Source organism: Franzmannia pantelleriensis, assembly GCF_900102875.1.
Lineage (GTDB): Bacteria > Pseudomonadota > Gammaproteobacteria > Pseudomonadales > Halomonadaceae > Franzmannia > Franzmannia pantelleriensis.
The window spans coordinates 1-14,203 of record NZ_FNGH01000003.1 but is presented as its reverse complement, the minus strand read 5'-3'; the positions used below and the strand labels follow the sequence as shown (position 1 = coordinate 14,203).

At 59.6% G+C, this 14,203-nt stretch carries 12 protein-coding genes; 5 read left to right on the top strand and 7 right to left on the bottom strand.

Going from position 1 to position 14,203, the window contains the following annotated elements; all coding sequences use genetic code 11:
- Positions 1-8: 8 nt before the first annotated feature.
- The 6 genes from BLT16_RS04315 to BLT16_RS04290 form a co-directional block, all read right to left on the bottom strand.
- On the bottom strand, positions 9-542 hold the full coding sequence (locus tag BLT16_RS04315) for a tripartite tricarboxylate transporter TctB family protein (RefSeq protein WP_089657308.1): 534 nt from the start codon (positions 540-542) through the stop codon (positions 9-11).
- Between the two features lie 51 nt (positions 543-593).
- A complete protein-coding gene (locus BLT16_RS04310) occupies positions 594-1,571 on the bottom strand; it encodes a Bug family tripartite tricarboxylate transporter substrate binding protein (RefSeq protein WP_089657307.1) in 978 nt (325 codons plus the stop codon).
- Between the two features lie 86 nt (positions 1,572-1,657).
- Positions 1,658-2,791, bottom strand: a complete 1,134-nt coding sequence (locus BLT16_RS04305; RefSeq protein WP_218124405.1) for an isocitrate/isopropylmalate dehydrogenase family protein — start codon at positions 2,789-2,791, stop codon at positions 1,658-1,660.
- Positions 2,766-3,440, bottom strand: coding sequence for an aspartate/glutamate racemase family protein (locus tag BLT16_RS04300; RefSeq protein WP_089657305.1), 675 nt, complete (start codon positions 3,438-3,440; stop codon positions 2,766-2,768). The genes BLT16_RS04305 and BLT16_RS04300 overlap by 26 nt, the downstream gene beginning before the upstream one ends.
- Before the next feature lie 359 nt (positions 3,441-3,799).
- Entirely contained in the window at positions 3,800-6,430 is a 2,631-nt protein-coding gene (gene acnA, locus BLT16_RS04295; RefSeq protein ID WP_089657304.1) for an aconitate hydratase AcnA, read from the bottom strand.
- 406 nt (positions 6,431-6,836) lie between these two features.
- Positions 6,837-7,142: an addiction module antidote protein gene (locus tag BLT16_RS04290; RefSeq protein WP_089657303.1), complete on the bottom strand. Its 306-nt coding sequence runs from the start codon at positions 7,140-7,142 to the stop codon at positions 6,837-6,839.
- 507 nt (positions 7,143-7,649) lie between these two features.
- Here BLT16_RS04290 and BLT16_RS04280 point away from each other — a divergent pair.
- The 5 genes from BLT16_RS04280 to darG all read left to right on the top strand — a co-directional run bounded on the left by BLT16_RS04280 (position 7,650) and on the right by darG (position 13,455).
- Complete coding sequence (locus tag BLT16_RS04280; protein ID WP_089657302.1) at positions 7,650-10,073, top strand: type I restriction-modification system subunit M; 2,424 nt, start codon at positions 7,650-7,652, stop codon at positions 10,071-10,073.
- On the top strand, positions 10,066-11,373 hold the full coding sequence (locus BLT16_RS04275) for a restriction endonuclease subunit S (RefSeq protein WP_089657301.1): 1,308 nt from the start codon (positions 10,066-10,068) through the stop codon (positions 11,371-11,373). Before BLT16_RS04280 ends, BLT16_RS04275 begins: the two co-directional genes overlap by 8 nt.
- A 57-nt stretch (positions 11,374-11,430) precedes the next feature.
- Positions 11,431-11,619 carry a DUF262 domain-containing protein gene (locus BLT16_RS04270; RefSeq protein ID WP_218124404.1) on the top strand — a complete coding sequence of 63 codons (189 nt, stop codon included), beginning with the start codon at positions 11,431-11,433 and terminating at the stop codon, positions 11,617-11,619.
- An 88-nt stretch (positions 11,620-11,707) separates the two neighbouring features.
- Positions 11,708-12,364 (top strand): type II toxin-antitoxin system toxin DNA ADP-ribosyl transferase DarT, encoded by a 657-nt coding sequence (darT, locus tag BLT16_RS04265; protein ID WP_089657300.1) that lies wholly within the window; start codon positions 11,708-11,710, stop codon positions 12,362-12,364.
- Positions 12,361-13,455: a type II toxin-antitoxin system antitoxin DNA ADP-ribosyl glycohydrolase DarG gene (gene darG / locus BLT16_RS04260; protein ID WP_089657299.1), complete on the top strand. Its 1,095-nt coding sequence runs from the start codon at positions 12,361-12,363 to the stop codon at positions 13,453-13,455. Before darT ends, darG begins: the two co-directional genes overlap by 4 nt.
- A 416-nt stretch (positions 13,456-13,871) precedes the next feature.
- Here darG and BLT16_RS04255 read toward each other — a convergent pair.
- Positions 13,872-14,203 (bottom strand): transposase (locus BLT16_RS04255; RefSeq protein WP_143025036.1); only part of this gene is annotated, 332 nt, incomplete at its 5' end.

Sequence of the window (14,203 nt, the reverse complement as noted above, 5' to 3'; positions counted from 1 at the left end):
GAAATAAATTAGATACCGAAGATTCCGATCGGCAGGGACGCATTCAGCCAAACATCGAACAACAAGTATAAAAACAGTGGCAGTAACAGGCTGTAGGAGATGTTTTTGGTCCACATTCTGGGATTCATTACCGACAACAGAAGCAGCATGAACACCACCATGGATAGCAACCCACCGAGGTGAGTCAACATCAGGATTAGGGCTGCAACCAGGCTCACCACAATCATGACATCCTTGGGATGGTGATTCTGCTGGACGTCTGCCTTTGTGTCACCTTTATCAGTATCCATCACCTCTTGCGATACACTGGTAGTGCCACTCAGTGCTGAAAGGCTAAAGATAGTAGCACCTGATTCGCGCATCACGAGAATATCTTTTACCAAATTAATTCCCGTTACAAGAATCAGTCCAACTCCGACTAAGCCGGGAAAGTAGCCCGGTCCGGGGCGTCCGGAGGGGGTCAGAAAGTTGAGGGTGTTCATGCCATAAAAAAAATAGGCAAAGGAAAAAACAAATAGTCCAAGTGAGAACCAGAATCTCATGTGGGAACTCCTGATCTAGAATAGGCGGGGTCAGAAGACCCCGCCTCTCACTCAATTTATGGCACCGATCTCACGAAGGATGCCTTCGTAGACGTCACTCGTTGACTCGAGATAACTTCCGAATTCATCTCCCCAGATGTAGTTTCCTGAGAGGCTGTTGGTCTCCAGGTAGGCATTCCATTCCGGAGTCTCGACGGCCTGTTGCAGCGCATCGACCCACCACGCCTGGACACCATCTGGCAGGTTGGCCGGCATCACCACGCCCCTGGGTAGCGAGAATGTGAAGTCGTAACCCAGCTCACTGAAGGTCGGGATGTCAGGATAGACGCTGCTACGCTCCTGGTCAGAGTAGGCCAGAGCACGGAAGTTGCCCGCCTCCATCTGGCCTGAGACTTCGGAGGGATTGGCTACGATGGCATGCACGCTACCGGAAGTCAGCGCCGTTACCATTTCGCCACCGGTACCCGCGGGGAGGTATTCGAATTCGATGCCAGCCTCCTCGGCGAAGAGGCTGGCCACTACCCGACTGGGACCCGCTGCGCCGGTACCGCCCACCAGGATACGCCCGGATGTAGCAGCCTCGACGAAGTCATCCACCGTCTGGTAGTCAGAATCGGTAGAAACCACCAGGAACATTGCATCGCTCGCCAAAAGTCCGATCGGGGTGAAGTCGCTGTAGTCCCAATCGGTGCTGGAGATCAGCGGGGTGGAGATGAAATTTCCGCTGGTGGAGGTCGCAAAGTAGGGATTGCCCTCTTGGCGGCTCACATGACCGAAACCGATGGCTCCACTGCCTCCGGCTCGGTTCTCGACGACGATATCCTGCCCAGGATAGAGATCATACTGGTTGATGATATCCACCAAGGTCCTCGACATCAGGTTATTACCACCACCTGGCCCAAAAGCAACGATATAGTTGAGAGTCTTTTCAGGATAACCCTCAAGCCCGTTGTCGGCCTGTACTACCGAAGCTGAGGCGGCGAAAGTCATGAGTGCGGCTAGCGTTACTACATTCTTTTGCATTTTCATAATCCAGTCTCAATTTGTTATTGCAATAATTAAAAAACAACTTAACGAATTGTCTAGCATCTCCTCCCGGTATTTAGGGTTACGAATTAACGAAGCGCGGCAGCCACCTCTTCACCGAAGCGCTGGCAGCCCAGACTCCCGCCCAGGTCGCAGGTGCGCTTCTGCGGATCCTTGAGTACCTCGTCGACCGCCTGGGTAATCGCCTGGGCAGCATGCTTGTAGTTTTCGCGGTCGTGGTGCTCGGCCAGCCAGTCGAGAAGCATGGCCACCGACAACATCATGGAGGTGGGGTTGGCCTTGTCCTGACCGGCAATATCGGGTGCCGAACCATGCTGGGCCTGGGCACAACAGAGACTGTCGCTGGCCATAACGGAGCCCGCGAGGCCCAGGCTACCGGACAACTCGCTGGCCAGGTCACTGAGGATGTCCCCGTAGAAGTTGCTGGTCACGATGACATCGAATTGTTCGGGCGTCCGGACCAGGTGGGCCGCTGCAGCATCGACGAGATAGTCGTTGAGCTCCACTTCAGGGAAATCTTTTGCCACCTCAGCGACGGCTTCCAGGAAGAGGCCATCGGTCATATGGAAGCTGTTGGACTTATGAATGGCCGTGACCTTCTTGTTGCGCTTCATCGCCAGCTTGAATGCCTGACGGGCAATCCGCTCGCTGCAGTGACGGGTAATCTTTCTGATGGACAGGGCCATATTTGGATCCGGCATGACCTCGGCCCAACCTCGAGCCATATTCCTGTCCGGGTAAAAGCCTTCCGTTGCCTCCCGCATGATGACCAAGTCCATGCGCTTTCCTGGCTTCATATTGGACTCGAGGAAATCTCGAGTGCGCGCCGGCCGCACGTTGGCATAGAGGTCGAGCCCCACCCGGAAACCAGCGGAAACATTTCGCCCACCTTTTTCCGGGCTCGGATAGTCCGCATGGGACTGGGTGCCCAGAATGACTCCGTCGAAGTGACTGGCCTTCTCGAGCAACTCATCCCTCAGGGTAATGCCATACTTCTCCAGGCTGGCGAAGCCGACCTCGTCATACTCCAGCTCGAGACCGAGCCCATACTTGTCATTTGCTGCCTGCAGCACACCAACCGAGGCGTCGATAATGTCAAGACCAATGCCATCACAGGGCAAAACCAAAAATTTCATAGTTTGATTCCTCTTCATTTCAAGAAAATCGATATCTGCGTTAACTGGATAACTGAACAGGGTCATATGGGCGATTTTTCAACACTTGCCTTTTCAGCATGGCGACAGCCGCCCCGGGACTGGTGAGTACCAGCGAATCCGTCACTCCCTGTGCTTTGTTTTTCGCACTCGATGTCGAGAAATGAGCCAGCATGATTGCGTCGAATCCGACCAGATCGGAAATCTTTTCGGCCACCAGTTGATCGTGTCTTTCCTGGTCACCCGACTGGAGGGCTTGCCTGGCCTCAGGTACACAGAAGATTGCCAGAACGGCATCGCTGTCCTGCCGCTGTTTGATCTCCAGAAACTCCCGCTCCATACCCGCGATGGCGGGCTCGAATGTCGCCACCATCGCGACCCGCCCTCCCTGCTCGATAGCTTGATGAAACATCGCCTCGTTGGGCTTCAGCACAGGAATGTCCGTGGCGCTGGCTGCTTTTTCCACGGCCTCGCCAAAGGCGGAGCAGGTGAAGAGGATGCCGCTTGCCCCTTGTTGTATGGCGTAGTGCGCCAGGGCTTGAATCCTCTCCGAGGTATTGCTTTGAGGATCGGTCCGATCGACTTCCAGCGAGTCATCGAGGAGGTTAAAGGCTTCAGCCTCCGGCCAGGCTCGGTGTATTTCCTGTTGCACTGGGCCCATTGCTGCCATGACCGCATGAATTAGGTAGATCCTCATGACACTCACCCAAATTGTTTTTGATGATATAAAAATACAATAAGAGACAAAAAACTTCGTCCGTGCCTGCTCTTGCATGACCCAACGGAGCCTGAGAGGGGGTGTTATTGTTTTTTAAACTTCATATGTACAATTTATCCGCCTCGGCACGGACCGTCAAGCGATCAAGACGCTCGAGTGCAGCGGCTAAACTTATCCTTTAGTCTAGCCACCAGCCCAACATCGCATCGAACGCCCTTTACTCCGACCACAGGACGAATGACGCTCTCTCGCGGTTAGACGATTCGCCAGGGAAAGGTGCCTGTGTCACCAGCCCGATGGTCCGACACAGTTGTTCGGTTGCACTCAGCCTGGACTCCTTATGCCCCTGCCTGATTCAGTGTCTGCATCAGTATCGAGGGGATGACGCCCCCCGCCTTGAGCAGCCCAATTTCGGCCTGGGTGTCGACTTGCGCCATGGCGAGGAATCGCTCTGCTTCACCGGAGGCACGCCACACCGTCACGGGGATCTCACCTCGCGGCACCAGCTGACTGGCGTCAGCCTCGATCTCAAGCCGATCACCCGTGCCGATGGCTAGGGTCTCCACATTCATCCCATCGGGCATCGTCAGCGGCAGGATGCCCATGCCGATCAAGTTCGAGCGATGGATGCGCTCAAAGCTCACTGCCAGCACGGCACGCACCCCCAGCAAGCGCTGCCCCTTGGCGGCCCAATCCCGTGACGACCCCATGCCATAGCGTTCACCTGCTACCACCACCACTGCGTCTCCTGCACGCCGGTAGCGTTCGGCCGCATCCACGATCGAGATCACTTCGCCACTGGGCAAATGCCGGGTATGTGCGACGGGAGCTTCCGGTGCCAGGCGATTGCTGAGGCTCTTGTTGTGGAAAGCGGCCCGGACCATGACCTCCCAGTTACCACGCCGCGAGGCGAAGACATTCAGGTCGTGACGCTGCTCTCCTCGCTCGACAAGGAAATCAGCTACCAGGCTGTCAGGAGGGATGGCGCTAGCTGGTGAGATATGGTCGGTGGTCACGTCGTCACCGAGCACCAGCAGCGGATAGGCCGTGTAATGACCGAGCTGACAGACCTCGGAGGCCGAGGCGAAGGGTGGGCGACGCAGCGCCGTCGAATCGTCGTCCCAAGGAAAGCAGGCGGTCTGCGGTGCATCCAGTGCCTCCCAGGCGGAGTTGCGGCTTGCGCGCCGAAAGTCAGTCCCGTAATCAGCGGCATCCAGGGCCTTGATGACGGCGGCGTCGATCTCGTGCCGAGCAGGCCAGAGATCGCTCAGACGGATATCACGGCCGTCCTTGCCAAGTCCCAGCGGCCATTGGCTCAGGTCACGCTCGGCATCGCCGGCCAGGGCGAAGGCCACCACCAGAGCCGGCGACATGATGAAACCGAGATCCAGTTCCGGATGCACGCGGCCGGGAAAATTGCGATTGCCCGATAGCATCGCCACTGCGCGACACTGCCTAGCCGCTTGCGCCTCAGTGATCACCTGAGTAAGCGGCCCAGCATTGCCGATACAGGTGGTGCAGCCGTAGCCGACAATATCGAAGCCAATCGCCGCCAAATCTTCCATCAGGCCGGCACGCCTTAGGTAAGAGGCGGCCGTCGGAGACCCCGGAGCCAGCGAGGTTTTCACCCATTTTGGGGGAATCAAGCCATGTTGCCTGGCATTTCGTGCCAGCAGGCCGGCGGTGATGATCAATCGTGGATCGCTGGTATTGGTACAGCTGGTAATGGCTGCGATGGCCACGGGATGGCGCGGCAAATCAGAGGCCTGCGACGGCATAAAACCCAGTCCGTCTAGCACTCGAGGCACCTCCGCGTAGCCGTGCAGATCCTGGGGGCGTGTGGGACCGGCCACCTGCATCCCGATAGTGCTTAGGTCGATCTCAACCGACTCGGTGTAGGTGGGCCAAGCCTGCGGATCGAACCACAGGCCCGCCGCCCGGCAGTAGGCCTCGACCCGCGCCACGGCCTCGGGTGACCGGCCGGTCTCGCGCAGATAGCGTAGTGTCTGGTCATCGACGGCGAAGTACCCCGTAGTGGCCCCGTATTCGGGCGCCATATTGGCGACAACGGAACGATCACCGGCGGTCAGCGAGCCAACACCAGACCCGAAGAACTCCACGAACTTGCCGGTGACATCCAGCTCCCGCAGGCGCTGGGTAACCACTAGCGCCAGATCTGTTGCCTGGGCCTCGGGGGATAGCGCCCCCACCAGCCTGACCCCGACCACCTCGGGAACACGCAGCATCGTCGGCAGCCCGAACATCACCGTCTCGGCCTCGAGCCCGCCCACTCCCCAGCCCAAGACACCGATCCCGTTAATCATCGGTGTATGGCTGTCGGTGCCGAGCATGGTGTCCGGCACCAGCCACTCCTCGCCCTCGCGCATCTCGGTGGTCACCACCGTGGCCAGTTGCTCCAGGTTGAGGGTATGCATGATGCCCGTGCCCGGGGGATGGATCCGTACCCCATCCAGGGCCCCGGCAGCCCAGCGCAGGAAGCGGTAGCGCTCGCGATTGCGGCGCATCTCGTGTTGCAGGTTGTCTTCCGCGGCCGCACTGGTCGCAAACACTTCCACGGCCAGGGAATGATCCACCGAGACGTCTACCGGTAGGCTCGGCGTCAATGCCTCGGGGTCACCGCCCGCTTCGGCCAGCGCATCGCGCATCGCAGCGATGTCCACCAAGGCTGGGGTACTGGTGGTGTCGTGCATCAGAATACGACATGGCTGACAGGCAATCTCGGCCTGGCTGGTGCCACTACCCAGCCAGCCGAAGATCGCCTCGACCGCACGATCGCGCTCCTCGCTTTGCCCGTTACGCACGATGTTCTCGAGCAGCAGGCGCAACACCATCGGCAATTCCAGCAGCCGCGGTCCGAAATGAGTCGGCAGGTCAACGAAAGCGTAGTCTCGCCCCTCAAGGGTGAGAAAGCCGGATGGGTAGTCGTTCAGGTCGCTGAAATCTCTCATGAAAGCACCGTGCGATGTCGAGGACAGCCATGACGTATTTATGAGGGTCCTGGCGGGCAATGCCAATTATTGCATTTTAACAGTCATAAATACAATAAACACGGCAGTTGCCTAGAGTGCAGCTCCCCATCACCGACCAATCGATACAAAAACCGCATGCCGCGGCTTTAGAAGTAGGGGGAAAGAAACGCAAACAGCCGCCCGTAAGCGACTGTTCTTCATCTGGCACCAGTGGCCTGACTTATACCGACAAGGGCTTGCATCCCGCGTATTTTGAATCCGCTGCGTATTTAATTAAATCAGCATCTTAGGAATGATTATTCGAAAAAACCCAATTCCCGTCCCAATACGCCGAATACGCTTGGGCGATACGGGATGCCACACGCTGCCACGCTTGCCGACCACCTCACGAAGCATGATGCGTCAGATCGTGGAAGTGGATGCCGGTCGCCTTGATGACGGCGGTCATGGTGCGCAGAGTGGGGTTACCCTTGGGTGACAAGGCTCGGTACAGGCTTTCGCGTGACAACTTGGCCCGCTCAGCAACCACAGCCATCCCCCCCTGTGCCTCCACCACATGCCGCAGGGACATCAGGAAGGCAGACTCTCCCCCCTCCTTGTCCAGCTCGTCAAAAGCGGTGCGCAGGTAGTCAATCGCCATGTCAGGGTCATCGCGCAGCATCTCGATGACAGCGGTGTCATGATTTTTCATGTCTGAGCTCTCCTTCGGTGGTCTGCCAGAAACGCCTTGGCCTGCTCAATATCAGCCTGCTGGCGCTTCTTGGTGCCCCCAATTCATCACCAGGCATCTGCCCGCCATGGCGTAATACACGCGGTAGCCTTGGCCGTAATCGATGCGTCACTCCAGCACTCCGTCACCCACCCCTTTGGCGTCACCGGCATTGCCAGCGGCCAGCCGGTTAAGGCGAGTCAACACGCGCATCGCGGCACGGCGATCCTGGGCCTAGGTGGCGTCCAGTCAAGACTGAAAGGTATCACCATTTCCACTTCGTCCACCTGTCCGGTTCCGGTGTCCGGTTTGTCCGGTTCCGGCAGTACTCCAAGGCTAGGACAGGAAGGAAGAGGCCTGGCGGGCCAGCAAAAGCACCAGCTTTCACTATTCGAGCGTGGCTTTCCTTCACCAAGTTTGATGTGATAGATGCCAATTATTCCGGCTGTCTGATACAGCCGGCTCATCGAACCCAGGGAACCGCAGTACATGATCCTCACCCTCAACCAGCTGGAACGGCACCTGTTCAAGGCCGCCGACATCCTGCGTGGGCGCATGGACGCCTCGGAGTTCAAGGAGTACATCTTCGGCATGCTCTTCCTGAAGCGCTGCTCGGATGTCTTCGAGCAGCGCCAGGAGGAGGTCCGCGAGCAGCTCAAGCAGGCCGGTGCGGGCGAGATCGATATCGCCCACCAGATCGAATTCCCCGACTGGTATCGCGCCACCTTTTACGTACCGCCGCAGTCGCGCTGGTCGCATCTGCTCAAGGAGGCCCACCAGGGCGTCGGCAACGCCCTGAACAAGGCGCTGGCCGGCCTGGAGGAGCACAACCCCAGCCTCGCCGGGGTGCTGGAGCATATCGACTTCACCCGCAAGGTGGGCTCCACCACTCTGCCGGACAAAAAGCTTCGGGATCTGATCGTCCACTTCAGCGAGTACCGCCTGCGCAACGAGGACTTCGAGTTCCCCGACCTGCTCGGTGCGGCCTACGAGTACCTGATCCGCGACTTCGCCGACTCCGCCGGTAAGAAGGGCGGTGAGTTCTACACCCCGCGCCCGGTAGTCCGCATGATGGTGCGGCTGATGGACCCCCAGGAGGGCCACAGCGTCTACGACCCCTGTATGGGCTCCGGCGGTATGCTGATCCTCTCCAAGGAGTATCTGGAGGAGCAGGGCGGCGACCCGCGCCGGCTCAACCTCTTCGGCCAGGAGGCCTCCGGCTCGGTGTGGGCCATCGCCAAGATGAACATGCTGCTGCACGGGGTGAGCAGCACCGACCTGCGCAACGACGACTCCCTCACCGACCCGCAGCACGTGGACGGCGGCGAGCTGGTGCGCTTCGACCGCATCCTCACCAACCCGCCGTTCTCCATCGGCTACACCCCGAGCCAGACCTTCCCCGAGCGCTTCCACTACGGCAGCGTGCCGGAGGGCGCCAAGAAGGCCGACCTGATGTTCTTGCAGCATATGGTCGCCTGCCTCAAGTCCGACGGCCGCCTGGCCACCGTCATGCCCCACGGCGTGCTGTTCCGCGGCGGCGACGAGAAGCGCATCCGCGCCGGCATGCTGGAGGACGACCTGGTGGAGGCGGTGATCGGCCTGGCCCCCAACCTCTTCTACGGCACCGGCATCCCGGCGAGCATCCTGGTGCTGCGTGCCAAGGGCGCCAAGCCCGAGGAGCGCCAGGGCAAGGTGCTGTTCATCAACGCCGACCGCGAGTTCTTTGAAGGCCGCGCCCAGAACCACCTGCTGCCGGAGCACATCGAAAAGATCGCCAGCACCTATGACGCCTTCGAGGACGTACCCGGCTTCGCCCGGGTGGTGCCCCTCGCGGAGCTGCGCGACAACGACTACAACCTCAACATCCGCCGCTACGCCGACAACACCCCGCCGCCGGAGCCCCAGGACGTGCGCGCCCACCTCAAGGGCGGCGTGCCGGTGGCCGAGATCGATGCCAGGCACCCGCTGTTCGACGCCCAGGGCCTCGACCCCATGTCACTCTTTGGCCCCAGGGCAAACGATCCCGACTACGTGGACTTCGCCCAGCACCTGAGCGAGAAGCGCGACCTCAAGCCCGCCATCGAGGCGGATGCCGGCCTGCAGCACAAGGAGGCCCGCGTAATGGCCGCCTTCGAGGCCTGGTGGGCCGAGCACGGCGCCAGCATCACCGGGCTGACCGGCAACGGCGGCCGCCTCACCCAACTGCGTGACGAGCTGCTGGGCAGCTTCACCGCAGCCCTGGAGCCCACCGCCATGCTCGACCGCTTCGCGGTGCGCGGCATCATCGCGGGCTTCTGGTTCGACAACAAGAACGAGTTCCGCACCCTACAGGCCCGCGGCTGCCTGGGAGTGGTGGACGCCTGGCGCACCAGCATCAATAGCCTGCTGGAAGACGAGCAGAGCAAGGCCAACCCGCTGGACCACCGCCTGGTCCACTTCCTACTGGAGGAGTACGTGGCCGAGCTGGAGGAGCTCGCCGCCCGCAAGGCGGAGCTGGACGCCCGGATCAAGGCCGCTGAGGCCAAGCCAGAGGGTGACGACGGTGACGAGGGGGAATCCAGCGACGGCGAGGACGACGATGCTCCCACCCCGGCAGAGATCAAGGCCTGGAAGAACCAGCGCACACAGGTGCGCAAGGCCCACAAGGCCAAGGTGGCCAGCTTCGAGACGCACCTGCACAAGGCCGTTGACGCCCTGGACGAACCCGCCGCCGCCGAGCTGGTGGGCGACATCCTGCATAACGACCTAAAGGGCATCCTCGAGCGCTATATCCGCCAGCAGCGCCAGCAGGTGATCGCCGCCTTCGAGACTTGGTGGGACAAGTACCGGGTGACCCTGGCCGATATCGAGGCTGAGCGGGATGCCGCCGCCAGGGAGCTGCAGCAGTATCTGGAGGGGCTGGGATATGTTTGAGCCTATATCCGAACTGGCTGAAATCAATCCGCCTCTCAGAGCTCCAGCTCCAGATCGTTCTGCTGGCCTGATCTCGTTCATCCCCATGGGGGATGTGAGTGAAAGCGGCCAGTGGTTGACTCACAAGACAAGGCCACTACATGAGGTGAAGTCTGGCTTCACTCCCTTCCAGGAAGGTGATGTTCTTTTCGCGAAGATCACCCCCTGTATGGAAAACAGCAAAGGCGCCCATGCAGTTGGTCTTGAAAACGGGATTGGATACGGCAGCACGGAGTTCCATGTCCTGCGTGCCAAGGCTGACAACTCGCCTCGTTATATCTTCCACCTCTCCCAAAGCTCGAGCCTTAGGCTGAAAGCAGAAGCCTCCATGATCGGGTCAGCCGGTCAGAAGCGAGTGCCCTCGGAGTTCTTTAAAAAACACCGTGTCTTTGCCCCCGGTGCGGCTGAACAATGCTTAATCGCTCGCATACTCGACACCCTCGACACCCAGATTCAGAAGACCGAGGCGCTGATCGCCAAGCTGGAGAAGGTCAAGGAGGGCCTGCTCCACGACCTGCTGACCCGTGGCATCGACGAGAAAGGCCGGCTGCGGCCCAGCCCCGAGCAGGCGCCGGAGCTCTACAAGGAGTCGCCGCTGGGGTTGATTCCGAGGGAGTGGAGCGTTAGCACCCTTGGTCAGCGCCTATCGCAATACGGTGGACTCATACAGACAGGGCCTTTCGGTTCACAACTGCATGCAGAAGAGTATGTTAGTGAGGGTGTTCCTGTCGTGATGCCGCAAGATATGCGCGACATTGAGGTGTCCAAAGAAAATATTGCTCAGATAACTGAAGAAAGAGCAGAAGACTTAGCTCGTCATAGAGTCGGCGAAGGCGACCTGCTTTTCTCTCGCCGAGGAGACCTCAGTCGATGCTCATTTATGTCCGCATCCAATAAGGGTTGGCTTTGCGGGACAGGCTGCTTGCTCCTTCGTCCTACGGAGCATATTGATGGCTTCTGGCTGGCTAATATCTACAAGCTGTCCACTATCCAGTCTCAGGTCTATGGAATGGCGGTTGGTTCGACAATGGTCAACCTGAACTCCACCATTTTGACGAACATTGTCATTCCGTTTCCGGTTTTTCAGGAGCAAAGCCAGATAGCTGAAGCTATCAGGTCATCGAAGAACAAAATATTTGAAGAGAAAAATATTCTCAGCAAGCTGCAGCTCCAGAAAACTGGCCTCATGGACGACCTCCTTACCGGCCGCGTCCGCGTCACCCCGCTGCTCGACCAGGCCCAGACCACCACCCCAGCATAGGTCGGGGCTCTTAAAACAACATCACAACACCAGGACCACATCGCACAGGGAGCCGCCATGACCACCTTCGACAGCTGTTTTGCAAAGTTCAGGCGCTCGCTGCCGCTCTTGCAGAAAGCCGAGCTCAAGGATATCACCACCGGCAAGACCCAGCTCCCCGACTTCCAGCGCGGCTGGGTGTGGGACGACGACCACGTGCAGAGCCTGCTGTCAGCATCGCCCGCTCCTTCCCGGTGGGGGCGGTGATGCTGATGGAGACCGGCGGTGAGGTGCGCTTCGAGACCCGCCCAGTGGAGGGCACCGACCCGGACAGCGTGACCAAGGAGCCAGAGACGTGGCGACCGATCTCTCTCGCAGCCTGAACCCCCGTAAGGGACTGATATTTCGTATCACGCACCGCGACAACCTGCCGTGGTTGTTGGTGAATGGCTTGTACTGTCCCTCGGCAGCGGAGCAGGACCCCGAGTTCCTTACCATCGGCAAGCGGGAGTTGATCGACAAGCGAGCAACGCGAGTGGTGCCCGTGCCGCCGGGTGGCGTGCTGAGCGACTACATCCCGTTCTACTTCACGCCGGCGTCGATGATGCTCTTCAACATCGTGACCGGCCATGGCGTTCAGCAACAGCGCCGGGAGGACATCATTGTGCTGGTGAGCTCGCTTCCCCGCCTGCAGCAGCTCGACCTGCCATTCCTATTCAGCGACCGGCATGCCTACCTGGCCAATGCCGAGTTCAGCAACCGGCTGGAAGATCTGGCCGACTTCGTGCCCTGGGCGCTGCTGCAGGCCAAGGATTTCAAGCGCGACCTCGAGAGCCCCGACAAGACGGACCGCTATCAGGCCGAGGCCTTGGTTCATCATCATCTGCCGGCCTCGGCATTGCTTGGCATTGGCACGTATACTGACGAAGTGCGAGTCGCCGTCAGAGCACAGGTGGCGGCACACCAGCTTCCGCTGAAGGTGGTTACACGACCCAACTGGTTCTTCCAATGATTGAGTATACCCGTGGCAATCTCCTCGAGGCCGACGTCGAGGCCCTGGTCAACACTGTCAACACCGTCGGAGTGATGGGCAAGGGCATTGCCCTGATGTTCAAGGAGGCGTTCCCCGAGAACTTCGCCGCCTACGTGGCCGCCTGCAAGCATCAGCAGGTGGTGACCGGCCGTATGTTCATCACCGAGCGGGATGCCCTGTTGGGGCCGCGCTGGATCATCAACTTCCCGACCAAGCAGCATTGGCGCGCCAAGACGCGAGTGGAGTGGATCGAGTCCGGTCTGGAGGATCTCAAGCGGGTAATCCGCGAAAAGGGCATTCGCTCCATCGCCCTGCCGCCGCTGGGCTGCGGCAACGGGGGGCTTGAATGGGACATGGTGCGCCCGCGAATCGAGGCCGCCTTAGCCGAGCTGGATAACGTCCGTGTGCTGGTTTTTGAACCCACCGTCGAGTATCAAAACGTCGCCAAGCGCAGCGGCGTTGAGAAGCTTACCCCCGCACGCGCCATGATCGCCGAACTGGTGCGCCGCTATTGGGTGCTGGGTATCGAGTGCTCACTGCTGGAGGTCCAGAAGCTGGCCTGGCTCATGGAGCGACGCATCATCGCTCATGGCCTTGAGAACCCACTCAAGCTCGAGTTTCAGCCTCATCGATACGGCCCATACTCCGATCGGCTTCGCCATCTGCTCAATGGCCTGGACGGCAGCTACCTGCATAGCGAGAAACGCATCAACGATGCCACACCTGAGGAAGTGGTATGGTTCGATGAACCGCGACGGGACCGGTTGCATGCCTACCTGCGCAGCGCCGAAGCACGCCCCTACGCCGAAGTACTCGAAGAAGTCGATACACTGATCGACGGCTTCCAGTCACCGCTGGGAATGGAGGTGTTGGCGACGCTGGACTGGCTCATCAGCCAGGAGCATGTCGAACCAACCGTCGAAGCCATCAAGGAGGGCCTGCGACACTGGCCTGATGACATTGCCGGCCAGCGTAAGCTGCGGCTGTTCTCGGATCGCCTCATTGCGCTGGCATTGGAGCGGCTGAGAGAAGGGTCACCAACAACGCAGGCAATATTCACCGCTCTATAAGCAGAGGCCCTCCTTACTGCTGTCGCTGCTCAAGACCCGGCTTTGCGCATGACTGGAGATAGCAAATGTCGCCCACACGTATCGAACGTGCACGCCTTTATGAACTGGTATGGTCGCGTCCGATGAGCCGTTTGGCGAAGGAGTATGGCCTTCCGAGCCAGAAACTGAAGGCGGTGTGCGATAAGGCAGGAATTCCTACCCCCGCACCGGGTCATTGGCAGCGTATCGCTGCTGGTAAAGCGGTATCCCAGCCACCCCTACCTGATGCGTCACCAGAGAACAGCTTATTAGTCATTACGCCGTATACCCCTCGCATAAGCGCGCCGGCACCATCCGGCATTGCGCCTAGCACAGATCACGAGCCAGAACCATCACCAGAGGCAAGGCCGAAACAGAAAAAGAGGTTCTTCGTCACTTCATATGGATTTGGTGTGATCCAGCATTCGCCCCACGGGGCTTCCGATCAGGTAGATCATGGCGATGAAGTTGGCCTCGTTCCGGTAGCCGCGTGCGCGTGACCGGGCCGCCTGGAATAGACCGTTCATGCCTTCCAGGCGTGCGTTGGTTAGACCGGACATCCAGCGCCTTACCACCTGCTCGGCATGCCGCTCCAGCGTCGTCAGAGCCTTCGCCATCGGCTTGAGCAGTGCCTGACCGGTAACGGCCTCACGCATGACGTTGAGGTAATTCGTGATGCGCCACCGGGCGGCACGTGGCGTCGGCGCCTGCTGAATCCAGCGCAGCTTTT